Consider the following 24,251-nt stretch of genomic DNA (forward strand, 5'->3'; position numbering starts at 1 on the left):
AGGAGCACTGTCCATCCGGCCTGCATTCATTGCAGAACGATACCGGCTCGAACGTGCAAGGAAAAGGACTATGGGGAACATCCTGGGGAAGGGGCGGTTGCTCTACGCAGGCATTGCGCGGGCAGCGGACCTGGCTCGATTTACCACACTGATGCTCGCGGCTTGCCTGAGCCTGGGTTCGACCGCGGAGCAGCCTGCGCTGCCGTCTTCGGACTACACCTTGCCGGTGCAGCGCTATTTCAGCCCATCCGTAACCACTATCGGGTTCAGCGATTCCCAGGGATTCGCCCCGATCAGCGCGCCACAGATGACCCAGCCTATGGTCTATCAGGAGCAGCAGCGTTGGGTGTTCTAGATCAGACAATTCTGAACAAATATTGCAAACCGGCCCGGCCTCCACACCATGCCGGTACATTCGTAGTCGCTGAGTGGCACACAGGGGCATTCGGAAGTGCTCCGACACAGGGAGTGTCAACCGCCGGATTGGCGGGCGTCAGACCGAGGCTTGGCCTCGATTTGCAGTACAGGGGAATACAGGGAGTGCCTCCTCAGGACGTAATGCTTCGACACAGGGATGTGTCATCCCTCCTCTCCCGCGCGGCCCCACGACGCCGCCAGCCAACAAACAACTCCTCATTTTTTATCTGTGAAGGCCTCTGATGAAGACATTCGGCGCTGAGTTTTTCGGTACGTTCTGGTTGGTCCTGGGCGGGTGCGGGAGCGCCGTGCTGGCGGCCGGCGTTCCGCAGTTCGGGATCGGTTACCTGGGGGTAGCCCTGGCCTTTGGCCTGAGCGTCCTGACCATGGCTTATGCATTGGGTCCGATTTCCGGGGCTCACCTCAACCCCGCGGTCTCGGTCGGACTGTGGTTGAGTGGGCGTTTTCCGGGTAGCCGGCTGCTGCCTTATATCGTCGCCCAGGTTCTCGGTGGACTCGCCGCGGGTGGCGTGCTGTTCCTGATCGCTTCCGGCAAGGTCGGTTTCGACGCGTCGGCGGGCTTCGCGGCCAATGGCTATGGTGAGCACTCGCCTGGTGGCTACTCGATGTTTGCTGCGCTGTTGACCGAAGTTGTGCTCACGGCAATGTTCCTCCTGATCATCCTGGGTGCCACCGCCAAGCGTGCTCCAGCCGGTTTTGCTCCGATTGCCATTGGCCTGACGCTGACCCTGATCCACCTGATCAGCATTCCGGTCACCAATACTTCGGTCAACCCGGCCCGCAGCACCGCGGTAGCTTTCTTCGCCGGTGAGTGGGCAGTATCCCAGCTGTGGCTGTTCTGGGTAGCACCTCTGTTGGGCGCAGGGCTGGGAGCCCTGGCCTATCGGTTGATCTCCATCGAGCGGGACTGACCTGTGCGGCCGGATGCGCCGATTCGCATCCGGCCGGCATGGAGCCAAACAGCGCAGCCGCTCTCCAGCGGTTGTGCTGTTTATCCCGTAAGGGAATGACCCTGGCCGGCCTTGGTTCGAGAGGTATGGTCAGAACGCTAACAATGCAGTTCTAATGGCACGGACTTCAGAAGAGCGCGACTACGGACCTATGAACCCATGACCTCCTTGCACATCCGCCACCGGGCCATGCTCGTGTCGTTTCTTCTCGGTAGCGCACTGGCCTTTTCCACGGTGCAGGCTGCCGTTGCAGCACCCAAGCGCCCTCCCTATATCGATGAAAACCAGCAATGCCGTGGCCAGCCGTTGCCGGCGACGGTCGAGCACCTCACGGGCGAAGCCTGGAAGTTGGATGCCAAGGGCAACCAGGTGCCCCTGGAAGAAGGCATGAGCGTCGATGAACTCGAAGGGGTGAAGACCTCGCCTTCGGCATTCGTCAGCCTGTCCCTGGGCGATGGTTCGCTGGTGGTACTGCCCTCCAGTTCCCAGATCACCCTGCACCTGAACGAAGAACATGCGATCCCCCAGGTCGCGCTCGAGCAGGGGCAGATCGAATCCTATGTCATCAAGCGCCCGAGCGATTACGACCGTTTCCAGATCGTCACGCCGATCGGCGTGCTGGGCGTACGCGGCACGCACTTCCGGGTGCGTAACGACGATCAGTTGTCGCTGGTGGAAGTGCTCAACGGCCAGGTAGCGGTCAACCGCGAAGACGACGAAGCGCCGAAAAAGACCAAGGGCAAGAAACGCCCTGTGGATAAACCGGTCGGACCGGTTCCCGGTGAAGTCCAGGTCATGGCTCGCCAAGGTTTGCGCATCCAGAAAGAAGGCCCGTTGAAGCCGGTCGATCTGTTGCCCGCACCGCAGCTGATGGGCCAGGCGGGCCAGACGGGCGGTCTGCCGGTCTGGCAGCTGATCATGAAGCCCTTGCCGGGCGCCAAGCGTTACCGGGCCCAGGTGGCGACTGACAAAAGTTTCCTCAATATCAAGCAGGAACAGTTCTCCAGCACGCCGGAAGTCAACTTCAGCGGCCTGGAAGCGTTTTTTTATCATGTCCGCCTTTCTGCTTTCGATGAGCACGGACTCGAAGGAGAGACGGGCGTCTATGACATCTTCTATTACCCCAGGACCACGCGTGTTCAGTAAGTGCGCGGCGGTTTGTCGGTGAGGCGCTGGCGCCGACCCGAGGGCCGGGAGCCGACGCAAGCCCAGCGACTGTTTGGCGGTCTGGTGCGGGAATGGGCATGGGTCAGCCTGATCCTGCTGCCCTTGACCGCCCTGCTGTCGTTGAGCCACGGGCTGGCGCTGAATAATCTGCTGTATGACAACCTGCGGCGGCTCAGCCCGCTGCCGGTCGATTCGCGGCTGCTGCTGATCACCATCGACGACTACAGCCTGCAGCAGCTGGGCCAGTGGCCCTGGCCGCGTACCCTGCACGCCGACCTGCTGGATCGGCTGACGGCGGCCAAGGTCCAGGGTGTGTTGTTCGACGTGATCTTCAGCGAACCCGACAGCGTTCCCGAAAACGATCAACGACTGGCCCAGGCGGTCTGCCGCGAGGGCAAGGTATTCCTGCCCCTGCTGCGCGAGAGTGTGGCCCGCTACGGCCAGCCGCTGGGTGAGATCGAACCGGTGCCGCCGTTGAGCCAGTGCGCCAAGGCGGTCGGCCATATCAATGCCGAGGCCGACGCCGACGGCACGGTTCGCAGCGTCTATCTGCGCGAAGGCCCACCGCAGGCACCGAAGGCGCAACTGGCCTGGCTGCTTTATCAACAGGCATACCCGGGCACGGCCCTGTCGATGCCCGGTTCGGACACCGCGCAGATCGCCCAGGGCTGGCTGCGCAGCAACCCAGTACGCATCCCCTTCATCAGTCCCCATGGCGGTTTCCCCAGTGTTCCCTATGTCAGCGTATTGCGCGGCGAAGTCCCGCCGGAACTGTTGCGCGACAAGCTGATCCTGATCGGCACTACCGCGCCCGGGCTGGGTGACCGCTATGTCACCCCGCAGTCGGCCAGTGTCGGCACCACCCCAGGTATCGAGATCCAGGCCAACCTGCTCAATGGCTTGTTGCAGCAGCGCACCATCGTCGCCCTCGGGCAATGGCCGGTCGCGGCGCTGTCGGTGCTGCTGGTGGCGGCCTTGCTGGGATTGCTGCTGGTGCGGCCGCGGCATGCGTTGTGGCTGACCCTGGCCTGCATGGCAGCTGCCCTGCTCGGTTCGGCCGGGCTGCTGCGCCTGGGGCTGTGGTGGCCGCCGGTGGCCAGCCTGTTGGGGATGTTGCTGGCGTACCTGATCTGGAACTGGCGCCGCCTGAGCGTGATCCTGGCCTACTTCGGCTGGGAGCTGGCGCGCCTGGACTGCGAGCCTAAGGTGCTGCCCGAGCGCCGACGAACCCAGGCTCCCGCAGGGGATGTACTGCAGGGGCAGATCGTGGCCCTGGAGCAGGCATTGAGCCGCACCCGCGACACCCGCCGCTTCATTGCCGATGGCCTGGAATACCTGCCGGTGGCCACCCTGATCAGCGATCCGGACGGTCGCGTGCTGCTAGCCAACCGCAATGCTCGCGAAGTGTTCGGCAACGCGCTGATCGGCGAGGACCTGGTCCGGCAGTTGGCCGGCCTGGGTTATCCCGGTTTGCAGGACGAGCAACGCCCTGCCCTGTCGCAACTGCAGCCTGTGGAATTTCGCGATATCGAGCAGCGCAGCCTGCGCGTGGACCTGGCACCCCTGCTGCCGATCGACAGCGATACGCCGATCGGCTGGCTGCTGAGCCTCACTGACCTGAGCCTGGAACGGGACGCCGAACAGCAGCGGGCAACCCTGTTGCGCTTCCTGTCCCATGACCTGCGCGCGCCTCATTCGGCGATCCTGGCCTTGCTCGATGTACAGCGGCACCAGGGCTCGGGCGACACGCGGATCTACAGTCAGATCGAACTCCAGGTGCGTCGCGCCCTAGGGCTCACCGAAGCCTTCGTGCAACTGGCGAAGGCCGAGTCCGAGGCCTATCAGTTCCAGCCGAGCATGTTCGCCATGCTGGTGCTGGACGCGTTCGACCAGGCCATGACCATCGCCCAGCTGAAAAACATCCAGCTGGTGCATGACCTCGACGATGATGCCGAAGGCATGGTGCTGGCCGATCAGTCCCTGCTGACCCGGGCCTTGTTCAACCTGCTGGAAAACGCCATCAAGTACAGCCCGTCGGGCTCGACTGTCCGGGTGCAAGTCGCGTGTACGGAGGGCTGGCTGACCTGCGATATCACCGATCAGGGCAAAGGCATTGCGGCCGATGAACTGCCGCAGCTGTTTGTGCAGTACCAGCGCTTCGCCTCGGCCCAAGGCAGCGAAGGCCTGGGGCTTGGGTTGTCGATGGTCAAGGCGGTGGTCGACCGGCATGAAGGGCGGATTGTCTGCCGTAGCGTGGTCGGCGAGGGGACGACCTTCAGCCTGCAATTACCTCTGCTCACGGACTGAATATCGACAGGCGAAAAAAAACCGGCTCCAGGCCGGTTTTTTCGTATCCAGAAAACTTATGCACCTTTTCCGGTATTTTATGGGTTTAGGAAATATGTATATAAATCATCTAGTTATGGATTTGATATAGCGATTTCCAATAAAACGGTACACAGGTTATCCACAGAAACTCAAATGGTCATTTTGTCCGGCGCCGCGGCTACCGGAGGCAGCGAACCCATGTCCCGCTGCGCCTGCTCATTCCAGGCCGCGACCCGATCGTTGAGCTCGGCGATGGCCCGTGGACCGGAGCCTTCGGCGTGCATCGGCGCACCAATCACCACGGTGATGGTGCCGGGGTGCCTGAGCCAACCGGTCTTCGGCCAGTATTTGCCGGCGTTGTGCGCTACCGGCAGCACCGGTAAGTCGGCATTGACCGCCAGGGCGCTGCCGCTGCGGGAGAACTTGCCCATCTGGCCGTAAGGCACCCGGGTGCCTTCCGGGAAGATCAACACCCAGACATTGTCCTTGAGCAGCTCGTCGCCCTTGCTGGCGACCTGCTTGAGCGCGGCCTTGGGATTGTCGCGGTCGATGGCGATCGGACGCAGCATGGCCATGGCCCAGCCGAAGAACGGCACATACAGCAGTTCACGCTTGAGCACCTGGCTCAGCGGTTCGAAATAGGCCGAGAGAAAGAACGTCTCCCAGGTGCTCTGGTGGTTCGAGACAATCACGCAAGGACGCTCGGGGATATTTTCCGCGCCCTTCACTTCCACGTTGATCTTGAGAAACACCTTGGTCAGCCACAATGCGCAGCGGCACCAATAGACGTTGATAAAGCGATAGCGCGCCTTGAACGGCAGGAAGGGCGCGATAAAAAAGCTCAGGGAGCACCACAGCAACGAACTGGTGCCCAGCAGCAGGTAAAAGAAGAAGGTTCTGATTGCCTGCAGGATCGACATAGCGGCGTTTACCGTTGCGGGCATTGCCCGCCTCTAAAAAAGCGCACTCCCGAACAATCCTTGGTCAGGATCTCAGAAGGACTCTAATTGTGGATAAGTTCAGCGGCAACTGCCGCCAGGTCGTCAAAAATCAAGGTGCCTACCGGTAGGGTTTTCCCCAGGGTCTTTTCGCCTTTCCCGGTCTTTACCAAAACTGGCTGAGAGTCGACGGCTTTTGCGGCTTCCAGGTCACTGAGACTGTCGCCCACAAACCATAGACCAGCCAGATCCACTGCGTAGTGCCGGGCAATGGTCTGCAACATGCCGGGCTTGGGTTTGCGGCAGGCGCAACCTTCGTCCGGGCCATGGGGGCAGTACACGATGAGACCGAGTTCGCCGCCCTGCTCGGCCACCAGAGCGCGCAGGCGCTCGTGCATGGCGTCGAGGGTGGCGACATCGTAGTAACCGCGAGCGATGCCCGACTGGTTGGTAGCGACTGCTACCGTCCAGCCGGCCTTGCTCAACTGCGCGATGGCTTCGACCGAGCCGGGGAGCGGAATCCACTCCTCCACCGATTTGATGTATGCGTCGGAGTCGTAATTGATCACTCCGTCCCGATCGAGAATCAGCAGCTTCACGGTACGCCTTACCCCAGCAACGAGATGTCGGCGACACCGAGGAACAGACCCCGCAGACGTGCCAGCAGCGCGTAGCGGTTGGCCCGCACGTTGGCGTCTTCGGCGTTGACCATCACCTTCTCGAAGAAGGCGTCGACCGGCTCGCGCAGGGCGGCCAGGCGGGCCAGGGTCTCGCTGTACTGACGCGCCGCGGCCATTGGCTGCACGGCCTGGTCCGCTTGCTGGATCGCCGAGTACAGGGAAAACTCGTTGGCGTTGTCGAAGTACTTGGCCTCCACGGTGGTCGGCACGCTGCCTTCGACCTTGCTCAGCAGGTTCGAGACGCGCTTGTTCACCGCGGCCAATGCGGCGGCTTCCGGCAGCTTGCGGAAGGCCTGCACGGCCTGCACGCGCTGGTCGAAGTCCAGGGCCGAACCCGGCTTCAGGGCACGGACCGACAGGTAGGTGGCGACATCCACGCCTTCGTCTTCGTAACGGGCACGCAGACGGTCGAAGATGAACTCCAGGACCTGATCGGCCAGGCCGGCGCTCTTGACCTTGCTGCCGAACGCGCTGACGGCGAACGCCACGGCTTCGGTCAGGTCCAGGTCGAGCTTCTTGTCGATCAGGATGCGCAGCACGCCCAGCGCGGCACGACGCAGCGCGTACGGGTCCTTGCTGCCGGTTGGCAGCATGCCGATGCCGAAGATGCCGACCAGGGTGTCGAGCTTGTCGGCGATGGCCACGGCGGCACCGGTGACGGTGCTTGGCAGCTCGGCGCCGGCGCCACGCGGCATGTATTGCTCGTTCAGCGCCAGGGCGACGTCTTCCGGCTCGCCGTCATTGAGGGCGTAGTAGTAACCGGCGATGCCTTGCATTTCCGGGAACTCGCCGACCATTTCGGTGGCCAGGTCGCACTTCGACAGCAGGCCCGCACGCGCGGCACGCTGGGCGTCGCCGCCGATGCGCGGGGCGATGAACGCGGCCAGTTTCGAGACGCGCTCGGCCTTGTCGTAGACGCTGCCCAGCTTCTCCTGGAACACCACGTTCTGCAGGCGCTGGTTGAAGTCTTCGAGCTTCTGTTTCTTGTCCTGCTTGAAGAAGAACTCGGCGTCGGTCAGGCGTGGGCGAACGACTTTCTCGTTGCCCTCGATGATCTGGCGCGGGTCCTTGCTTTCGATGTTGGCCACGGTAATGAAACGCGGCAGCAGCTTGCCGTCGACGTCCAGCAGGCAGAAGTACTTCTGGTTGTCCTGCATGGTGGTGATCAGGGCTTCCTGCGGCACTTCGAGGAAACGCTCCTCGAACGAGCACACCAGCGGCACCGGCCATTCCACCAGGGCGGTCACTTCGTCCAGCAAATCGGCTGGAACGATGGCGGTGCCTTCCTGCAGGCGCGCCAGTTCTTCGGTGCGCTTGCTGATCAGCTCGCGACGCTCGTTGGCATCGGCCAGCACATAGGCGGCACGCAGGTCGTCCAGGTAGTTGGCCGGCGAGGTGATGCGCACGCTTTGCGGATGATGGAAGCGGTGGCCACGGGAGTCGCGACCGGCTTTCTGGGCGAGGATGGTGCAGTCGATGACCTGGTCACCCAGCAGCATCACCAGCCATTGGGTCGGACGCACGAATTCTTCCTTGCGCGCGGCCCAACGCATGCGTTTCGGAATCGGCAGGTCGTTCAGCGAGTCTTCGACGATGGTCGGCAGCAGGCTGGCGGTCGGCTTGCCCTTGATGCTCTGGCTGTAGCGCAGCTTCGGCCCGCTCTGGTCGATTTCGCTCAGGTCCACGCCACATTTCTTGGCGAAGCCCAGGGCGGCCTGGGTCGGGTTGCCTTCGGCGTCGAAGGCGGCCTGGCGCGGTGGGCCGTCGAGGTTGATGCTGCGATCCGGCTGCTGGGTGGCCAGGCCGCTGATCAGCACCGCCAGGCGGCGTGGTGCGGCGTAGACATGTTTGGTTTCGAAGTTCAGGCCGGCGGCCTGCAGGCCTTTTTCGATACCGCCCAGGAAGGCTTCGGCCAGGGTGTTCAGGGCTTTGGGTGGCAGTTCTTCAGTGCCCAGTTCAACCAGAAAATCTTGCGCACTCATTGTGCCGCCTCCAACTTAGCCAACACTTCATCACGCAGGTCCGGAGTCGCCATCGGGAAGCCCAGCTTGGCGCGGGCCAGCAGGTAGGCTTGCGCGACGGAACGCGCCAGGGTGCGCACACGCAGGATGTACTGCTGGCGTGCGGTCACGGAGATCGCGCGACGGGCATCCAGCAGGTTGAAGGTGTGCGAGGCCTTGAGGACCATTTCATAGCTCGGCAACGGCAGCGGCTGATCCAGCTCGATCAGGCGCTTGGCTTCGCTTTCGTAGAAATCGAACAGTTCGAACAGCTTCTCGACGTTGGCGTGTTCGAAGTTGTAGGTCGACTGCTCCACTTCGTTCTGGTGGAACACGTCGCCGTAGGTCACCTTGCCGAACGGACCGTCGGCCCAGACCAGGTCGTAGACCGAATCCACGCCCTGCAGGTACATGGCCAGGCGTTCCAGGCCGTAGGTGATCTCGCCGGTCACCGGGTAGCACTCGATGCCACCGGCTTGCTGGAAGTAGGTGAACTGAGTCACTTCCATGCCGTTGAGCCAGACTTCCCAGCCCAGGCCCCAGGCGCCGAGGGTTGGTGATTCCCAGTTGTCTTCGACGAAACGGATGTCGTGCACCAGCGGGTCGAGGCCGACGTGCTTGAGCGAGCCCAGGTACAGCTCCTGGAAGTTTTCCGGGTTCGGCTTCAAGACCACCTGGAACTGGTAGTAGTGCTGCAGACGGTTCGGGTTTTCGCCGTAGCGGCCGTCAGTCGGGCGACGACTGGGCTGCACATAAGCGGCGTTCCAGGTTTCCGGGCCGATGGCGCGCAGGAACGTGGCGGTATGGAAAGTGCCGGCGCCTACTTCCATATCGTAGGGCTGAAGTACCACACAACCTTGCTCGGCCCAGTATTGCTGGAGGGCGAGGATCAAGTCTTGGAAGGTACGCACGGCTGGCGTAGGCTGGCTCACGAAATTCACCTGTTACTTGGGCTGCGATTTAAAGAGCGGGAGTATACCCGATTCAGTTGTGCGCACGCCCACTGGAGCCTTATGCCACGCTGCTTTTGGTGCAACGAAGATCCCCTGTACATGGCGTACCACGATCAGGAGTGGGGCGTGCCGCTACGCGACGCGCAGCGTTTGTTCGAGTTGTTATTGCTCGAAGGGTTCCAGGCCGGCCTGTCCTGGATCACCGTCCTGAAGAAGCGCGAGCGTTATCGCCAGGTGCTGTTCGGCTTCGATGTGCAGCGCGTGGCGCAGATGAGCGATGCACAAATCGATGAGTTGATGCTCGATCCCGGGATTATCCGCAACCGCCTGAAACTCTCTGCCGCCCGGCGCAACGCCCAGGCCTGGATGGCGCTGGAAGACCCGGTGGAATTCCTCTGGTCGTTCGTCGGCGGGGTGTCGAAAATCAATCATTTCAAAGATCGCAGCGAAGTCCCGGCGGTTACCCCAGAGGCCGAAGCGATGAGCCGCGGCTTGAAAAAGGCCGGCTTCACCTTTGTCGGGCCGACCATCTGTTATGCGCTGATGCAGGCTTCGGGCATGGTGATGGATCACACCCGCGACTGCGATCGCTACGCCATCCTGACAAACGGCCGGTTAGAATAGCCCGCTTGCGACAAGGTTCATGACCCGGATATCAGGAGTCACCTGTGGATAAGTTTAAAGGCGCCCTGCTGGTAGGCGCTCTGCGATTGTTTGCCCTGCTGCCCTGGCGCGCGGTGCAGGCGGTCGGTTCGGCCATCGGCTGGATCATGTGGAAGACCCCCAACCGTTCCCGCGATGTGGTACGGATCAACCTGGCCAAGTGCTTTCCGCAGATGGACGCCGCCGAACGCGAGCGTTTAGTGGGGCAGAGCCTGAAAGACATCGGCAAGTCCCTGACTGAAAGCGCCTGCGCCTGGATCTGGCCGGCCGAGCGCTCGATCGCCCTGGTGCGTGAAGTCGAGGGCCTCGAGGTGCTGCAAGAAGCGCTGGCGTCGGGCAAGGGCGTGGTCGGCATCACCAGCCACCTGGGCAACTGGGAAGTGCTCAACCACTTCTATTGCAGCCAGTGCAAACCGATCATTTTCTACCGCCCGCCGAAGCTCAAGGCGGTGGACGAACTGCTGCGCAAGCAGCGGGTCCAGCTGGGCAACCGGGTGGCGGCTTCGACCAAGGAAGGCATCCTCAGCGTTATCAAGGAAGTGCGCAAAGGTGGTGCGGTGGGCATTCCCGCCGACCCGGAACCGGCCGAATCCGCCGGGATCTTCGTGCCCTTCTTCGCCACCCGGGCGCTGACCAGCAAGTTCGTGCCGAACATGCTCGCCGGCGGCAAGGCGGTCGGGGTGTTCCTGCACGCGCTGCGCCTGCCCGACGGTTCGGGCTACAAGGTGATCCTCGAAGCCGCGCCGGACGCGATGTACAGCACCGACACCGAGACTTCCTGCGCGGCGATGAGCCAAGTGGTCGAGCGCTATGTGCGGGCTTATCCGAGCCAGTACATGTGGAGCATGAAGCGTTTCAAGAAACGTCCGCCCGGCGAAGAACGCTGGTACTGACCGCCTGGCACGATCTGTGGATAACCTTTCGCCCAAGGTTATCCACAAAGGCTGAAGCAGAGCACAGCATATGCCCGATTCGCGCAAATCCCTGAGGATCAAGATCCAGCACGAAAGCTTCGGCGAGTGCCTGGGCCAGACGCACAACCTGTCCGCCAGCGGGGTGTACGTCAAGCACCCGGCATTGGCGGCGCTGCCCAAGGGCGCGGTGGTCTACGGCCAGGTGCAAGGCCTGCCGATGAACGCGCCGCGGGTGAAGATGGAGGTGGTGCTGGTGGACGCCGAGGGCATCGGCCTGCGTTACCTGTGAAGCGTCCGGACATCGCCTCTGTAGCCGCTGCCGAGCTTGCGAGGCTGCGAAGCGGTCGCAAGACCAGGCGCTGCGATTCTCCTGACAATCCCGGTGTTCAGGTTTAGCGAGGACTACGTCCTCGTACGCAGCCTCGCTCACTCGGCAGCGGCTACAGTGCGCCTTTGCCCTGGCGCTCGAGCTTCTTGAGGAACACCGTCATTTCCTTTTCCGCCTGCTTGTCGCCATGTCCGCGGGCTGCTTCCAGGCCCTGCTCCCAGGCCTGGCGCGCCGCCGCATAGTCCTCCAGGCCTTGATAGGCCTTGCCCAGCAGCTTCCACGCCGCCGAATACTTGGGGTCGAAACCGACGCAGCGTTGCAGGTGCTCGGCGGCCTTGGCGTATTCGTGCAGATCCAGATAACCCTTGCCCAGGCCGAAGCGCAGCAGCGAGTTATCCATGCCCTTGGCGAGCATTTTTTCCAGGGATTCGAGCATCGTTGTCACTCCTGTGGACTCTTGTAGCCGCTGCCGCAGGCTGCGATAGGTCCGGAGGACCTCCTGCGGGCCGGAGATCGCCGCGCCCCTGCGGGGCGTTCGCAGCCTGCGGCAGCGGCTACAGGACGGCGTTGGATCAGAAAAAGCTCAAGCCCACGTGGAACAGCTTCTCCACATCGCGGATATGTTTTTTATCCACCAGGAACAGAATCACATGGTCGCCGGCTTCGATCACCGTGTCGTCGTGGGCGATCAGCACTTCCTCGTCGCGGATGATCGCGCCGATGGTGGTGCCTGGCGGCAGCGCGATGTCCTCGATGGCGCGGCCGATCACCTTGCTCGATTTGGCATCGCCATGGGCGATCGCCTCGATGGCTTCCGCCGCGCCACGGCGCAGCGAGTGCACGCTGACGATATCGCCACGGCGCACGTGGGCCAGCAGGGTACCGATGGTGGCCAGCTGCGGGCTGATGGCGATGTCGATATCGCCGCCCTGGATCAGGTCGACATAGGCCGGGTTGTTGATGATGGTCATCACCTTCTTCGCCCCCAGGCGCTTGGCCAGGAGCGAGGACATGATGTTGGCCTCGTCATCGTTGGTCAGGGCCAGGAAGATATCGGCGTCGGCGATGTTTTCCTCCATCAGCAGGTCGCGGTCCGAGGCGCTGCCTTGCAGGACCACGGTGCTGTCGAGGTTATCCGAGAGGTAGCGGCAACGCGCCGGGTTCATCTCGATGATCTTCACCTGGTAACGGCTTTCGATGGCTTCGGCCAGGCGTTCGCCGATCTGCCCGCCGCCGGCGATGACGATGCGTTTGTAGGATTCGTCGAGGCGGCGCATCTCGCTCATCACCGCGCGGATGTTGGCCTTGGCGGCGATGAAGAACACTTCGTCGTCGGCCTCGATCACCGTATCGCCCTGGGGCAGGATCGGCCGGTCACGGCGGAAGATCGCCGCCACGCGGGTATCGACGTTGGGCATGTGCTCGCGCAGCTGGCGCAGTTGCTGCCCCACCAGCGGCCCGCCGTAATAGGCCCTGACCGCCACCAGTTGGGCCTTGCCTTCGGCGAAGTCGATCACCTGCAGGGCGCCGGGGTGTTCGATCAGGCGCTTGATGTAGTTGGTCACCACCTGTTCCGGGCTGATCAGCACGTCGACCGGAATCGCCTCGTTGTCGAACAGGCCGGCGCGGGTCAGGTAGGCCGCTTCGCGGACCCGGGCGATCTTGGTCGGGGTGTGGAACAGGGTGTGGGCGACCTGGCAGGCGACCATATTGGTTTCGTCGCTGTTGGTCACCGCGACCAGCATGTCGGCATCGTCGGCGCCGGCCTGGCGCAGTACCGTGGGGAACGAACCGCGGCCCTGTACGGTGCGGATGTCCAGGCGGTCGCCGAGATCGCGCAGGCGTTCGCCGTCGGTGTCGACCACCGTGATGTCGTTGGCTTCGCTGGCCAGATGCTCCGCCAGCGTACCGCCCACCTGCCCTGCTCCGAGGATGATGATCTTCATCCAGTCACTCCCTTAGAACCTTTCTTAACCGCGCGCGGCGGCAATCTTGATCAGCTTGGCGTAGTAGAACCCGTCGTGGCCGCCCTCTTGCGCCAGCAGCTGGCGACCGTGGGGCTGCTTCAGGCCGGCCGGAGGCTGACCCAGTTGCCCGGCGATGTCCAGTTCGCGAGCACCCGGGGTACGGGCCAGGAAAGCCTCGATGACCTCGGTGTTTTCGGTCGGCAAGGTCGAGCAGGTGGCGTACAGCAGGATGCCGCCGACTTCCAGGGTCGACCACATGGCGTCCAGCAGTTCGCCTTGCAGGCTGGCCAGGGCGGCGATGTCGTCGGCCTGACGGGTGAGCTTGATATCCGGGTGGCGGCGGATCACCCCGGTGGCCGAGCATGGCGCGTCCAGCAGGATGCGCTGGAACGGCTTGCCGTCCCACCAGGCGGCGGTGTCGCGGCCGTCGGCGGCGATCAGCTCGGCGCGAAGGTTCAGGCGGTCGAGGTTCTCCTGGACGCGCACCAGGCGTTTGGCTTCCAGGTCCACCGCGACCATGCCGGCCAGCGCAGGCTCGACTTCGAGGATGTGGCAGGTCTTGCCGCCGGGCGCGCAGCAGGCGTCCAGCACCCGTTGTCCCGGCGCCAGTTCCAGCAACTCGGCGGCCAGTTGCGCGGCTTCGTCCTGCACGCTGATCCAGCCTTCGGCGAAGCCCGGCAGGGCGCGCACGTCGGCGGCTTCATCGAGCACGATGCCGTCCTGGCTATAGACGCAAGGCTTGGCGGCAACGCCGGCCTCGCTCAGCAGCTGGAGATAGGCGGCGCGGGAATGATGGCGGCGGTTGACCCGCAGGATCATCGGCGGGTGGGCGTTGTTGGCGGCGCAGATGGCTTCCCACTGCTCGGGCCAGAACGCCTTGAGGGACTTTTGCAGCCAGCGCGGATGGGCGGTACGCACCACCGGGTCGCGTTCCAGCTCGGCGAACAGTGCTTCGCTCTCACGTTGGGCGCGGCGCAGCACGGCATTGATCAGTGCCTTGGCCCAGGGCTTTTTCAGCTTGTCGGCGCAGCCCACGGTTTCGCCGATGGCGGCGTGCGCCGGGACGCGGGTGTAGAGCAATTGATAAAGGCCTACCAGCAGCAGCGCCTCGACGTCGGCATCGGCCGCCTTGAACGGCTTCTGCAACAGTTTGGCGGCCAGCGCCGCCAGCCGTGGCTGCCAGCGCGCGGTGCCGAAAGCCAGGTCCTGGGTGAAGCCGCGATCGCGCGCTTCGACCTTGTCCAGCAGGGTTGGCAGCGAGCTGTTGAGCGAGGCTTTGCCGTTGAGGACCGAGGTCAGGGCCTTGGCGGCGGCTAGACGCGGGTTCATTGGGCGTCCGCCGCTTGTCCGAGCACGGTGCCGGTGGCGAATTTCTCGCGACGGCTGTTGAACAGGTCGCTGAAGTTCAGCGCCTTGCCGCCGGGCAATTGCAGGCGGGTCAGGCACAGCGCCTGCTCACCGCAGGCGACGAGCAGGCCGTCCTTGCTGGCGCCGAGGATGGTGCCCGGCACGCCCTTGCCTTCGGCGAGGCTGGCGGCCAGCACCTTCAGCGCTTCGCCGTTCAGCGTGCTGTGGCAGATCGGCCAGGGGTTGAAGGCTCGCACCAGACGCTCCAGCTCCAGCGCCGGGCGGCTCCAGTCGATCCGCGCTTCGTCCTTGTTCAGTTTGTGGGCGTAGGTGGCCAGGCTGTCGTCCTGCACTTCGCCTTGCAGGGTTGCGGCGGTGAGGCCGGCGATGGCCTGCACCACGGCGGGCGGGCCCATTTCGGCGAGACGGTCATGCAGGCTGCCGCCAGTGTCGGTGGCGCTGATCGGGGTGCTGACCTTGAGCAGCATCGGCCCGGTGTCCAGGCCGGCTTCCATGCGCATCACGGTCACGCCGCTCAGCGCGTCGCCGGCTTCCACAGCGCGCTGGATCGGCGCCGCCCCGCGCCAGCGTGGCAGCAGCGAGGCGTGGCTGTTGATGCAGCCCAGGCGCGGAATATCCAGCACCGCCTGCGGCAGGATCAGGCCGTAGGCGACCACCACCATCAGGTCCGGCGCGAGGGCCGCCAGTTCGGCCTGGGCCTGCGGGTCGCGCAGGGTCGGCGGTTGCAGCACGGGGATGTGGTGCTCCAGCGCCAGCTGCTTGACCGGGCTCGGCATCAGCTTTTGCCCGCGCCCGGCGGGGCGGTCCGGCTGGGTGTAGACCGCGACGATCTCGTAAGGGCTGTCGAGCAGGGCCTTGAGGTGTTCGGCGGCAAATTCCGGGGTGCCGGCAAAGACGATGCGCAGTGGCTCAGTCATGGGAGTTCTCGGTAATAAACACGCGGAAAAGAAAAAGGCTTGCCGCTGCAAGCCTTTGGAAGAAGGGAATCAAGCTTGCTGACGATGCTGCTTTTCCAGCTTCTTCTTGATCCGGTCGCGTTTGAGCGTGGACAGGTAATCGACGAACAATTTGCCGTTGAGGTGGTCGCATTCGTGCTGGATGCACACCGCGAGCAGGCCTTCGGCGATCAGTTCGTAAGGTTGGCCGTCACGGTCCAGGGCCCTGATTTTCACGCGTTGCGGACGATCGACGTTCTCGTAGAAGCCCGGTACCGACAGGCAGCCTTCCTGATACTGGCCCATTTCGTCGGTGAGCGCTTCGAACTCGGGGTTGATGAACACCCGTGGCTCGCTGCGGTCTTCGGACAGGTCCATGACCACGATGCGCTTGTGCACGTTGACCTGGGTAGCGGCCAGGCCAATGCCGGGCGCCTCATACATTGTTTCAAACATGTCGTCGACCAACTGACGCACTTCGTCGTCCACTACGGCCACTGGTTTGGCGATAGTGCGCAGGCGCGAGTCGGGGAATTCGAGGATGTTTAAAATGGCCATAAGCGTAATTGCTACACGTGTGAAGTAAATTCGGAGTCGGAGGCCTTGCGGGTTCTGGAAGGGCAACCGTTGTAAAACGTGCTCGGTCAGGAGCAGGGAGCGCACAGGCGCTGGCGTTTCACGCGAATACACATAATAAAGGGATTCACCGCATGAGGAAATCACTACTCGCCTTGCTGCTCGTGGGCTGGGCCGGTTTCGGCCAGGCGCAGGTGCCGCTCCGGGAGGGTTATCCACAGCGCTACACCGTAGTGGCGGGCGATACCTTGTGGAGCATCGCCAATCGCTTCCTGCGCGATCCCTGGCAATGGCCGGCGCTCTGGCAGGCCAATTCCAGCCTCGCCGACCCCGATTTGATCTACCCCGGCGACTCCCTGGCGCTGGTCCGGGTCGATGGTGAACCACGCCTGACCCTGGAGCGCGGCGCTTCCCGGGGCACCGTCAAGCTCTCGCCCCAGGTACGCCGCACGCCACTGGTCGAGGCGATCCCGAGCATTCCACTGCAGGCCATCGACAGCTTTCTGCTGAGCAACCGCATCCTCGACCGGGCGGACGCCTTCGACAGTGCGCCCTACATAGTCGCCGGCGATGCCGAACGGGTACTCAGCGGCACCGGCGACCGGATCTTCGCGCGCGGCCGCTTCGACCCGGAGCAATCGGTCTTCGGCATCTTCCGCCAGGGCAAGACCTACACCGACCCGCAGAGCGGCGAAGTGCTGGGAGTCAACGCCGACGAAATCGGCGGCGGCGAGGTGGTCGCGGTCGAGGGCGATATCGCCACCCTGCAATTGCAGCGCACCACCCAGGAAGTGCGCCTGGGCGACCGCCTGTTCGGCGGCGAGCCACGGACCATCAACTCGACCTTTGTCCCCAGCGCGCCGAGCCGGGCGGTCGAGGGCCTGATCATCGACGTGCCACGGGGTGTCACCCAGATCGGTGCGCTGGATGTGGTGACGTTGAACAAGGGACGGCGCGATGGCCTGGCTGAGGGCAACGTGCTGGCGGTAATGAAAACCGGCGAAACCGTGCGCGACCGGGTGGCCGGTGGACAGGTGAAAATGCCGGATGAGCGGGCCGGTCTGCTGATGGTTTTTCGCACCTACGACAAGCTCAGTTACGGCCTGGTGCTCAACGCTTCCCGTTCCCTGGCGATCATGGACAAAGTCCGTAACCCGTAAAAACCCTCAACAAGTTACCAACAGAGTTATCCACAGCTTATTCCTGCTACGACCGGGCTTATAACGATCAAGGATGATCCCATGTCACTGTCTGCCCAGGCTCCGGTTTCCCCCGCGGAACTGGAAGCCCGCCTACGTTTGCACCGCTTGCCCGACCTCGGCCCGAAGCGTTTTCAACTGCTGCTCGAAGCCTTTGGTTCGGCCTCCAAGGCCATCAGCGCACCGGCCAGTGCCTGGCGCGCGCTGGGCCTGCCGGCGAGCGCTGCCGAGGCCCGGCGCAATGCCGAAGTGCGTGATGGCGCCAGCCATGCATTGGCTTGGCTGGAGCGTCCGGGCCAGCATTTACTGATGTGGGACCAGCCTGACTACCCGCCGCTGTTGAATGAAATTGCCGATGCGCCGCCGCTGCTGTTTGTTGCCGGCGACCCACGCATCCTGGAAAAACCGCAGTTGGCGGTGGTCGGCAGCCGTCGTGCTTCGCGGCCCGGGATGGACACCGCCGCGGCCTTTTCCCGCAGCCTGGCCGCGGCCGGTTTTGTCATCACCAGCGGCCTGGCACTGGGGATCGATGGCGCGGCGCACCAGGCCGCCCTGGAGGTCGGCGGGCAGACTGTCGGCGTGCTCGGCACCGGCCTGGAAAAATTTTATCCACAGCGCAACCGGCGCCTGGCCGATGCCATGATCGCCCAGGGCAGCGCGCTGGTTTCCGAGTTCCCGCTGGAGACCGGGCCCCACGCCAGCCACTTTCCCCGGCGCAACCGGATCATCAGCGGCCTGTCCCTTGGCGTGCTGGTGGTGGAGGCCAGCGTCGCCAGCGGTTCGCTGATCACCGCCCGGCTCGCCGCCGAGCAAGGCCGCGAGGTGTATGCGATACCCGGGTCGATCCATCATCCGGGAGCCCGGGGTTGTCATCAGCTGATTCGCGATGGCGCGGTGCTGGTGGAAACCATCGAACATATCCTCGAAGCCCTGCGTGGCTGGCAACGGCTGCCGTTATCCACGGCCCCGCCAACAGCCGCGCCCGCTCATCCGTTGCTGGCGCTGTTGCATGCCGCGCCGCAGACCAGCGAGGGCCTGGTGCAGGCCAGTGGCTGGAGCCTGCCCAGGGTGCTGGCGGCGCTCACCGAACTGGAGCTGGAGGGCCATGCGACGTGTGAAGGCGGTTGCTGGTTTGCCCGGGCAAAAGGCTAAGGCTCTGTACGAAAAGTGGCTGCGCTCGGCCATGCTGCGTTAAAAACAGGCTCGGAATGCTCATTTAGGCCCCTAAACTCCGCTTCCTCGCCTGTTTTTGCCTTGCCTGACCTTCGCTCGCCGACTTTTCGTACAGACCCTAGGCTTTATAGGCAGGATCGGTAAACTGCGCACAGCCTTAATCCGGAGAGTCAGCAATGGTCAGCAGTTGGCGTGTGCAACAAGCCGCACGAGAAATTCGCGCAGGGGCGGTGATTGCCTATCCAACCGAAGCAGTCTGGGGGTTGGGTTGCGACCCGTGGAACGAAGAGGCGGTGGACCGGTTGCTGGCCATCAAGTCGCGCTCCGTGGACAAGGGCCTGATCCTGATCGCCGACAACATCCGCCAGTTCGATTTTCTCTTCGAGGATTTTCCCCAGGAATGGCTCGATCGCATGGCCAGCACCTGGCCGGGCCCGAACACCTGGCTGGTACCCCATCAGAATCTGTTGCCGGAATGGGTCACCGGGGTCCACGACACCGTGGCCCTGCGAGTCAGCGATCATCCACTGGTGCGTGAGTTGTGCGCCTTGGTGGGGCCGCTGATTTCCACCTCGGCCAACCCCCAGGGGCGCCCTGCGGCCCGCACGCGGATTCGCGTCGAGCAATATTTTCGCGGGCAGCTGGACATGGTCCTGGGCGGCAGCCTGGGCGGGCGCAAGAACCCGAGCCTGATCCGCGACCTGGTGACCGGCAAGATCGTGCGTCCGGCCTGACACCGCGTCGTCGTTTATCGCGGGCAAGCCTCGCTCCTACGACCCACATCCGTAGGAGCGAGGCTTGCCCGCGAAGCATTTCAAGGCAACAGAATGGTCGAACCCGTGGTGCGCCGCGCCGACAGCTCGGTCTGCGCCTTCGCCGCTTCCGCCAGCGGATAACGCTGGCCGATCTCGATCTTCAGCTTGCCGCTGGCGATCATGGCGAACAGATCGTCGGCCATGGCCTGCAGGTTCTCGGCGTTGTTGGCGTAGGTGCCCAGGGTCGGACGGGTGACGTACAGCGAGCCCTTGGCCGCCAGGATGCCCAGGTTGACCCCCTCCACTGCTCCCGAGGCATTGCCGAAGCTGACCATCAGGCCCCGTGGCTGCAGGCAGTCCAGCGAAGTCAGCCAGGTGTCCTTGCCCACGCCGTCGTAGACCACCGGGCATTTCTTGCCGTCGGTCAGCTCCAGCACGCGCTTGGCCACGTCTTCATGGCTGTAGTCGATGGTTTCCCAGGCACCGAGGGATTTCGCCAGCGCGGCTTTCTGCGGCGAGCTGACGGTACCGATCAGCTTCACCCCCAGGGCCTTGGCCCACTGGCAGGCGAGCAGCCCGACCCCGCCGGCGGCGGCGTGGAACAGCACGGTCTCGCCGCCCTTGAGCTCGTAGGTCTGGCGCAGGAGGTACTGCACAGTCAGGCCCTTGAGCATCACCCCGGCCGCCTGTTCGAAGCTGATGCCGTCCGGCAGGTGCACCAGGTTGTCCGCGGGCAGTACATGCACTTCGCTGTAGGCACCCAGCGGGCCGCTGCCATAGGCCACGCGATCGCCGACCTTGAAGCGGGTCACGGCGCTGCCCACCGCCTCGACCACCCCGGCCCCTTCGGCGCCCAGGCCTGATGGCAAGGCCGGTGGCGCGTAGAGGCCGCTGCGGTAGTAGGTGTCGATGAAGTTCAGGCCGATGGCCTTGTTGCTCACGCGGACCTGTTGCGGGCCCGGTTCGGCGGGTTGGTAATCCACATACTCAAGCACTTCCGGGCCGCCATGGGCCCGGAACTGGATACGTTTGGCCATCTGCACTCTCTCCTCGGTCGTGTCGCGAAAGTGCCTTATCGGACTCCTATGCTTGACCGCCGTCAACTGCGACCGGCCCCTGTGCGGTGTTATGCTACGCGCCCATTTGCGCAGGCCCCCCGCTGTATCCCTGGCGCCGCGTAGCTTTGCCCGATTCAAGGTGATGCCATGACTACCCGCACCGAGGCCGTAAAAGCCTACCTGCTCGACCTGCAAGACCGTATTTGCGCCGCCCTGGAAGCCGAAGACGGCGGTACGCGCTTCGTCGAAGACGCCTGGACCCGGCCGGCCGGCGGTGGCGGGCGCACCCGGGTGATTGCCGACGGCACAGTGATCGAGAAAGGCGGCGTCAACTTTTCCCACGTATTCGGTAGCGGCTTGCCGCCGTCCGCCAGCGCCCACCGGCCGGAACTGGCTGGTCGTGGTTTCGAGGCACTGGGCGTGTCGCTGGTGATCCACCCGCACAACCCGCATGTGCCGACTTCCCATGCCAACGTACGGTTCTTCATCGCCGAAAAGGCAGGCGAAGAGCCGGTCTGGTGGTTCGGCGGCGGTTTCGACCTGACCCCCTACTACGCCAACGAGGAAGACTGCGTGCACTGGCACCGCGTCGCACAAAAGGCCTGCGCGCCCTTCGGCCCGGACGTCTACCCGCGCTACAAGGCCTGGTGCGACAGCTACTTCCACATCAAGCATCGCAATGAACCGCGCGGCATCGGCGGCCTGTTCTTCGACGACCTCAACGAGTGGGACTTCGACACCAGCTTCGCCTTCATGCGCGCCATCGGCGACGCCTACCTCGAGGCCTACCTGCCGATCGTCCAGCGCCGCAAGGCCCTGGGCTATACCGAGAAGCAGCGCGAGTTCCAGGAATACCGTCGCGGCCGTTATGTCGAGTTCAACCTGGTCTACGATCGAGGCACCCTGTTCGGCCTGCAATCGGGCGGGCGTACCGAGTCGATCCTCATGTCCCTGCCGCCGCAGGTGCGCTGGGGCTACGACTGGAAAGCCGAGCCGGGCAGCGAAGAAGCGCGCCTGACCGAATACTTCCTGCAAGACCGCGACTGGCTGGCGGGCTTGGCGTAAAGCGTTGCAGCCGGCTGGCCGGCGCTGGACGATAATGCGATTGAACAGAACAGCGCAGCGTCCCTGTCGCCAGCAAGCTGGTTCCTTACAGGGATGTGCATGAGGGTTTTATTGGATGGATCAGTACGTCGTTTTTGGTAACCCGATCGGCCACAGCAAATCGCCGCTGATTCATCGGCTGTTCGCCGAGCAGACGGCGCAGCGGCTGGTCTACACCACCTTGCTGGCGCCCCTCGACGATTTCGCCGGCTGTGCCCGCGGGTTCTTCGTTGACGGGCGTGGCGCCAATGTCACGGTGCCGTTCAAGGAGGAGGCCTACCGCCTGGCCGACAGCCTGACTGCCCGCGCCCAGCGCGCCGGCGCGGTGAATACCTTGAGCAAGCTCGCCGATGGCAGCCTGTTGGGCGACAACACCGACGGCGCGGGCCTGGTGCGCGACCTGACGGTCAACGCCGGCTTCAGCCTCAAGGGCAAACGCATTCTGCTGCTGGGGGCCGGCGGCGCGGTGCGTGGCGCGCTGGAGCCGCTGCTGGCGGAGCAGCCGGCGTCGGTGATCATCGCCAACCGCACGGTGGAAAAGGCCGAGCTGCTGGCCGAGCTGTTCAGCGACCTGGGGCCGGTGTCGGCCAGTGGTTTCGACTGGTTGCGCGAGCCGGTGGACCTGATCATCAACGCCACCTCGGCCAGCCTCACCGGCGACGTGCCGCCGATCGCCGCCAGCCTGATCGAGCCGGGCCAGACGGTGTGCTACGACATGATGTATGGCAAGGAGCCGACCGCCTTCTGTCGCTGGGCCAGCCAATACGGTGCGGCGATTTCCATGGATGGCCTGGGCATGCTCGCCGAGCAGGCGGCGGAAGCCTTCTTCCTGTGGCGCGGCGTGCGTCCGGACACCGCGCCGGTGCTGGCGGAGCTGCGGCGCCAGCTGGCGCTCTGACAGATCGCGTCATCGTTGATCGCGGGCAAGCCTCGCTCCTACGGAAGCAAGCGTTTCTGTAGGAGCGAGGCTTGCCCGCGAACGCTTCGCCGCTATTACCGCGCTGCAACCGGCAATCAATCCTCAAACCGGATCGGGCATTTCTCCGCGCCTTCGAGCTTTCTCAACTCTTCGATCACCGAGGCCCGCGCGCGACGCAGGGTCAGGCTGCGGTTCTGCCGCAGCAGGCGGCGGGCTTCCTGGTGCAGCATGGCCACCCCGGAATAGTCGATGAAGTTGATCTGCCGGGCGTCGATCACCAGGCGCGGCGCATGGCAGCGTTGCATGCGCACTTGCAGGTAATGGCTGGCGCCGAAAAAGATCGAGCCGCCGACCCGCAGGATGTCCTCGTCGCCTTCGCGTCCGTGCTGCACGCGCGGTTGCGAGGTGCGCTTGAGGTAGAAGAACAGCGACGCCAGGACCCCGGCGTAGATCGCCGTCTGCAACTCCAACAGCAAGGTGGCGACACAGGTCAGGCCCATCACCACGAACTCGGCGCGGCTGACCCGGAACAGCGCGCGAATGCCGCGGTGGTCCACCAGGCCCCAGCAGATCAGCAGAATGCTCCCGGCCATGGCCGGGATCGGGATATGCGCGATCAGTGCCGCGCCGGCCACGGCGAACAGGGCCACCCACAATGCTGAGAACACTCCGGCCAGCGGCGAACAGGCGCCGGCCTCGTAGCTCAGGCCGGAGCGGGTAAAAGAGCCGGACGACAGATAGCCGGAGAAAAACGCGCCGACGATATTCGACAGGCCCTGGGCGCGGACTTCCTGGTTGGCATCGAGCAACTGTTCGGAGCGTGCCGACAGCGAGCGGGCGATCGACAGGCTGGTCACCAGCCCCAGCATGCCCACCGCCACGGCGCTGGGCAGCAGGCGCAGGATCATGTCCAGGTCCAGCGGCAGCGGGCTGAACGGCGGCAGCCGGCCGGTAAAGGCGCTGACCAGTTTTACCTGGCCGAACAGCGCCGGCCACAGCCACACCACCAGAGCACTGAGGATCAGGCTGATCAGCAGCGAGGGCCAGCGCGGCACCAGCAGCTTCAGGGCCAGGCCGACGACCAACGTGCCCAGGCCGAGGATCAGCGAGGGTTTATCCACGGCATCGAGATGGGCGAACAGCGAGGTCAGGCTGTTCAGCGCGGTGGCTTCGCTCGGCAAGTCCAGGCCCAGCAGGTTGGGCAACTGCCCCAGGGCGATCACCACCGCGGCGCCGAGGGTGAAGCCGAGCACCACCGAATGGGACACGAAGTTCACCAGCGCACCGAAGCGCAACAACCCCAGCAGCCACTGGAACAGGCCGGCGAGCAAGGTCAGCAGCAGGATCAGGGTGATGTAGTCCTGGGACGCCGGCACCGCCAGGGGGCTGACGCTGGCGTAGAGGACGATGGAAATCGCCGCGGTCGGGCCACAGATCAGGTGCCAGGAAGAACCCCAGAGGCAAGCGATCAGCACCGGGACGACGGCGGCATACAGGCCGTATTCCGGTGGCAGGCCGGCGATCAGCGCATAGGCGATCGATTGCGGCAGGGCGAGGATGGCGCCGCTCAGGCCCACCAGCAGGTCGCGCCCGACGCTGGCGCGGGTCTGCCGGGGCAGCCAGCTCAGGAAGGGCAAGAGTGAATGGCGATTGGGCCAGGCCATGGGTCCTCGCGGTCGGGATGGGGCGAAAGGCGTCAGGGTAAAGCATTGCCGGCAAGCTTACCTGCAGGAGCGAAGCTTGCTCGCGATGCCGGCGACTCGGTCTTGCAGATGGACCGCGTGCACAGGTTTTTGGGGCTACTGCGTAGCCCATCGCGGGCAAGCCTCGCTCCTACC

At 64.1% G+C, this 24,251-nt stretch carries 23 protein-coding genes; 12 read left to right on the plus strand and 11 right to left on the minus strand.

Annotation, left to right across the window (positions count from 1 at the left end; translation table 11 throughout):
* Positions 1–70: 70 nt before the first annotated feature.
* From PMI20_RS03370 to PMI20_RS03385, 4 genes are all read left to right on the plus strand, one after another.
* On the plus strand, positions 71–355 hold the full coding sequence (locus tag PMI20_RS03370; protein WP_007921033.1) for a hypothetical protein: 285 nt from the start codon (positions 71–73) through the stop codon (positions 353–355).
* Between the two features lie 304 nt (positions 356–659).
* Positions 660–1,349 (plus strand): aquaporin Z, encoded by a 690-nt coding sequence (aqpZ, locus tag PMI20_RS03375; protein ID WP_007921032.1) that lies wholly within the window; start codon positions 660–662, stop codon positions 1,347–1,349.
* Positions 1,350–1,547: 198 nt separating this feature from the next.
* Positions 1,548–2,534, plus strand: coding sequence for a FecR family protein (locus PMI20_RS03380; protein ID WP_007921031.1), 987 nt, complete (start codon positions 1,548–1,550; stop codon positions 2,532–2,534).
* A gap of 12 nt (positions 2,535–2,546) precedes the next feature.
* Positions 2,547–4,862, plus strand: a complete 2,316-nt coding sequence (locus PMI20_RS03385) for a CHASE2 domain-containing protein (protein ID WP_037033691.1) — start codon at positions 2,547–2,549, stop codon at positions 4,860–4,862.
* 170 nt (positions 4,863–5,032) lie between these two features.
* On the opposite strand, the gene PMI20_RS03390 is transcribed toward PMI20_RS03385, so the two are convergent.
* The 4 genes from PMI20_RS03390 to glyQ form a co-directional block, all read right to left on the minus strand.
* Entirely contained in the window at positions 5,033–5,803 is a 771-nt protein-coding gene (locus PMI20_RS03390; RefSeq protein ID WP_037033681.1) for a lysophospholipid acyltransferase family protein, read from the minus strand.
* Positions 5,804–5,886: 83 nt separating this feature from the next.
* On the minus strand, positions 5,887–6,420 hold the full coding sequence (gmhB, locus tag PMI20_RS03395; protein WP_007921026.1) for a D-glycero-beta-D-manno-heptose 1,7-bisphosphate 7-phosphatase: 534 nt from the start codon (positions 6,418–6,420) through the stop codon (positions 5,887–5,889).
* Between the two features lie 8 nt (positions 6,421–6,428).
* Complete coding sequence (glyS, locus tag PMI20_RS03400; RefSeq protein ID WP_007921024.1) at positions 6,429–8,483, minus strand: glycine--tRNA ligase subunit beta; 2,055 nt, start codon at positions 8,481–8,483, stop codon at positions 6,429–6,431.
* Positions 8,480–9,433, minus strand: coding sequence for a glycine--tRNA ligase subunit alpha (gene glyQ / locus PMI20_RS03405; protein WP_003177094.1), 954 nt, complete (start codon positions 9,431–9,433; stop codon positions 8,480–8,482). Before glyQ ends, glyS begins: the two co-directional genes overlap by 4 nt.
* 81 nt (positions 9,434–9,514) lie before the next feature.
* Here glyQ and tag point away from each other — a divergent pair, with 81 nt between their 5' ends.
* The 3 genes from tag to PMI20_RS03420 all read left to right on the plus strand — a co-directional run bounded on the left by tag (position 9,515) and on the right by PMI20_RS03420 (position 11,320).
* Positions 9,515–10,078, plus strand: a complete 564-nt coding sequence (tag, locus tag PMI20_RS03410) for a DNA-3-methyladenine glycosylase I (protein ID WP_007921021.1) — start codon at positions 9,515–9,517, stop codon at positions 10,076–10,078.
* Positions 10,079–10,122: 44 nt separating this feature from the next.
* Positions 10,123–11,010, plus strand: coding sequence for a lysophospholipid acyltransferase (locus tag PMI20_RS03415; protein ID WP_007921020.1), 888 nt, complete (start codon positions 10,123–10,125; stop codon positions 11,008–11,010).
* Positions 11,011–11,080: 70 nt separating this feature from the next.
* Entirely contained in the window at positions 11,081–11,320 is a 240-nt protein-coding gene (locus tag PMI20_RS03420; protein ID WP_007921019.1) for a PilZ domain-containing protein, read from the plus strand.
* A gap of 151 nt (positions 11,321–11,471) precedes the next feature.
* Here the strand turns inward: PMI20_RS03420 and PMI20_RS03425 are convergent, their stop codons facing one another.
* The 5 genes from PMI20_RS03425 to def all read right to left on the minus strand — a co-directional run bounded on the left by PMI20_RS03425 (position 11,472) and on the right by def (position 16,187).
* Entirely contained in the window at positions 11,472–11,795 is a 324-nt protein-coding gene (locus PMI20_RS03425; protein WP_007921017.1) for a tetratricopeptide repeat protein, read from the minus strand.
* Positions 11,796–11,931: 136 nt separating this feature from the next.
* Positions 11,932–13,305: a Trk system potassium transporter TrkA gene (gene trkA / locus PMI20_RS03430; protein WP_007932603.1), complete on the minus strand. Its 1,374-nt coding sequence runs from the start codon at positions 13,303–13,305 to the stop codon at positions 11,932–11,934.
* A 24-nt stretch (positions 13,306–13,329) separates the two neighbouring features.
* Positions 13,330–14,655: a 16S rRNA (cytosine(967)-C(5))-methyltransferase RsmB gene (gene rsmB, locus PMI20_RS03435; RefSeq protein ID WP_284171622.1), complete on the minus strand. Its 1,326-nt coding sequence runs from the start codon at positions 14,653–14,655 to the stop codon at positions 13,330–13,332.
* Positions 14,652–15,611: a methionyl-tRNA formyltransferase gene (gene fmt, locus PMI20_RS03440; protein ID WP_007926214.1), complete on the minus strand. Its 960-nt coding sequence runs from the start codon at positions 15,609–15,611 to the stop codon at positions 14,652–14,654. The genes rsmB and fmt overlap by 4 nt, the downstream gene beginning before the upstream one ends.
* A 69-nt stretch (positions 15,612–15,680) precedes the next feature.
* Positions 15,681–16,187: a peptide deformylase gene (gene def, locus PMI20_RS03445; RefSeq protein WP_007926212.1), complete on the minus strand. Its 507-nt coding sequence runs from the start codon at positions 16,185–16,187 to the stop codon at positions 15,681–15,683.
* Between the two features lie 152 nt (positions 16,188–16,339).
* Between def and PMI20_RS03450 the strand changes: the two genes are divergently transcribed.
* The 3 genes from PMI20_RS03450 to tsaC all read left to right on the plus strand — a co-directional run bounded on the left by PMI20_RS03450 (position 16,340) and on the right by tsaC (position 19,311).
* Positions 16,340–17,365, plus strand: a complete 1,026-nt coding sequence (locus tag PMI20_RS03450; RefSeq protein WP_007926211.1) for a LysM peptidoglycan-binding domain-containing protein — start codon at positions 16,340–16,342, stop codon at positions 17,363–17,365.
* An 81-nt stretch (positions 17,366–17,446) separates the two neighbouring features.
* Positions 17,447–18,556: a DNA-processing protein DprA gene (dprA, locus tag PMI20_RS03455; RefSeq protein ID WP_007926209.1), complete on the plus strand. Its 1,110-nt coding sequence runs from the start codon at positions 17,447–17,449 to the stop codon at positions 18,554–18,556.
* Between the two features lie 197 nt (positions 18,557–18,753).
* Positions 18,754–19,311 (plus strand): L-threonylcarbamoyladenylate synthase type 1 TsaC, encoded by a 558-nt coding sequence (tsaC, locus tag PMI20_RS03460; RefSeq protein WP_007926207.1) that lies wholly within the window; start codon positions 18,754–18,756, stop codon positions 19,309–19,311.
* Between the two features lie 80 nt (positions 19,312–19,391).
* Here tsaC and PMI20_RS03465 read toward each other — a convergent pair whose 3' ends face one another.
* The gene (locus tag PMI20_RS03465; protein WP_007926205.1) at positions 19,392–20,369 is read right to left on the minus strand and encodes an NADPH:quinone reductase; all 978 of its coding nucleotides are present in this window, start codon (positions 20,367–20,369) and stop codon (positions 19,392–19,394) included.
* A 168-nt stretch (positions 20,370–20,537) separates the two neighbouring features.
* Here PMI20_RS03465 and hemF point away from each other — a divergent pair, with 168 nt between their 5' ends.
* A complete protein-coding gene (hemF, locus tag PMI20_RS03470; RefSeq protein WP_007926204.1) occupies positions 20,538–21,455 on the plus strand; it encodes an oxygen-dependent coproporphyrinogen oxidase in 918 nt (305 codons plus the stop codon).
* Positions 21,456–21,570: 115 nt separating this feature from the next.
* Positions 21,571–22,392 (plus strand): shikimate dehydrogenase, encoded by an 822-nt coding sequence (gene aroE, locus PMI20_RS03475; RefSeq protein WP_007926203.1) that lies wholly within the window; start codon positions 21,571–21,573, stop codon positions 22,390–22,392.
* A 116-nt stretch (positions 22,393–22,508) separates the two neighbouring features.
* On the opposite strand, the gene PMI20_RS03480 is transcribed toward aroE, so the two are convergent.
* Positions 22,509–24,077: a SulP family inorganic anion transporter gene (locus PMI20_RS03480; protein WP_007926201.1), complete on the minus strand. Its 1,569-nt coding sequence runs from the start codon at positions 24,075–24,077 to the stop codon at positions 22,509–22,511.
* Positions 24,078–24,251: the final 174 nt, after the last annotated feature.

The sequence above is a fragment of the Pseudomonas sp. GM17 genome (genome assembly GCF_000282175.2).
Taxonomy (GTDB): domain Bacteria; phylum Pseudomonadota; class Gammaproteobacteria; order Pseudomonadales; family Pseudomonadaceae; genus Aquipseudomonas; species Aquipseudomonas chlororaphis.

Bases quoted from the DNA above. Each gene is read 5' to 3' on its own strand.
- PMI20_RS03370 (WP_007921033.1), top strand. From the start codon at position 71: ATGGGGAACATCCTGGGGAAGGGGCGGTTGCTCTACGCAGGCATTGCG.
- aqpZ (WP_007921032.1), top strand. From the start codon at position 660: ATGAAGACATTCGGCGCTGAGTTTTTCGGTACGTTCTGGTTGGTCCTG.
- PMI20_RS03380 (WP_007921031.1), top strand. From the start codon at position 1,548: ATGACCTCCTTGCACATCCGCCACCGGGCCATGCTCGTGTCGTTTCTT.
- PMI20_RS03390 (WP_037033681.1), bottom strand. From the start codon at position 5,803: ATGTCGATCCTGCAGGCAATCAGAACCTTCTTCTTTTACCTGCTGCTG.
- glyS (WP_007921024.1), bottom strand. From the start codon at position 8,483: ATGAGTGCGCAAGATTTTCTGGTTGAACTGGGCACTGAAGAACTGCCA.
- tag (WP_007921021.1), top strand. From the start codon at position 9,515: ATGCCACGCTGCTTTTGGTGCAACGAAGATCCCCTGTACATGGCGTAC.
- PMI20_RS03420 (WP_007921019.1), top strand. From the start codon at position 11,081: ATGCCCGATTCGCGCAAATCCCTGAGGATCAAGATCCAGCACGAAAGC.
- PMI20_RS03425 (WP_007921017.1), bottom strand. From the start codon at position 11,795: ATGCTCGAATCCCTGGAAAAAATGCTCGCCAAGGGCATGGATAACTCG.
- trkA (WP_007932603.1), bottom strand. From the start codon at position 13,305: ATGAAGATCATCATCCTCGGAGCAGGGCAGGTGGGCGGTACGCTGGCG.
- rsmB (WP_284171622.1), bottom strand. From the start codon at position 14,655: ATGAACCCGCGTCTAGCCGCCGCCAAGGCCCTGACCTCGGTCCTCAAC.
- fmt (WP_007926214.1), bottom strand. From the start codon at position 15,611: ATGACTGAGCCACTGCGCATCGTCTTTGCCGGCACCCCGGAATTTGCC.
- def (WP_007926212.1), bottom strand. From the start codon at position 16,187: ATGGCCATTTTAAACATCCTCGAATTCCCCGACTCGCGCCTGCGCACT.
- PMI20_RS03450 (WP_007926211.1), top strand. From the start codon at position 16,340: ATGAGGAAATCACTACTCGCCTTGCTGCTCGTGGGCTGGGCCGGTTTC.
- dprA (WP_007926209.1), top strand. From the start codon at position 17,447: ATGTCACTGTCTGCCCAGGCTCCGGTTTCCCCCGCGGAACTGGAAGCC.
- tsaC (WP_007926207.1), top strand. From the start codon at position 18,754: ATGGTCAGCAGTTGGCGTGTGCAACAAGCCGCACGAGAAATTCGCGCA.
- PMI20_RS03465 (WP_007926205.1), bottom strand. From the start codon at position 20,369: ATGGCCAAACGTATCCAGTTCCGGGCCCATGGCGGCCCGGAAGTGCTT.
- hemF (WP_007926204.1), top strand. From the start codon at position 20,538: ATGACTACCCGCACCGAGGCCGTAAAAGCCTACCTGCTCGACCTGCAA.
- aroE (WP_007926203.1), top strand. From the start codon at position 21,571: ATGGATCAGTACGTCGTTTTTGGTAACCCGATCGGCCACAGCAAATCG.
- PMI20_RS03480 (WP_007926201.1), bottom strand. From the start codon at position 24,077: ATGGCCTGGCCCAATCGCCATTCACTCTTGCCCTTCCTGAGCTGGCTG.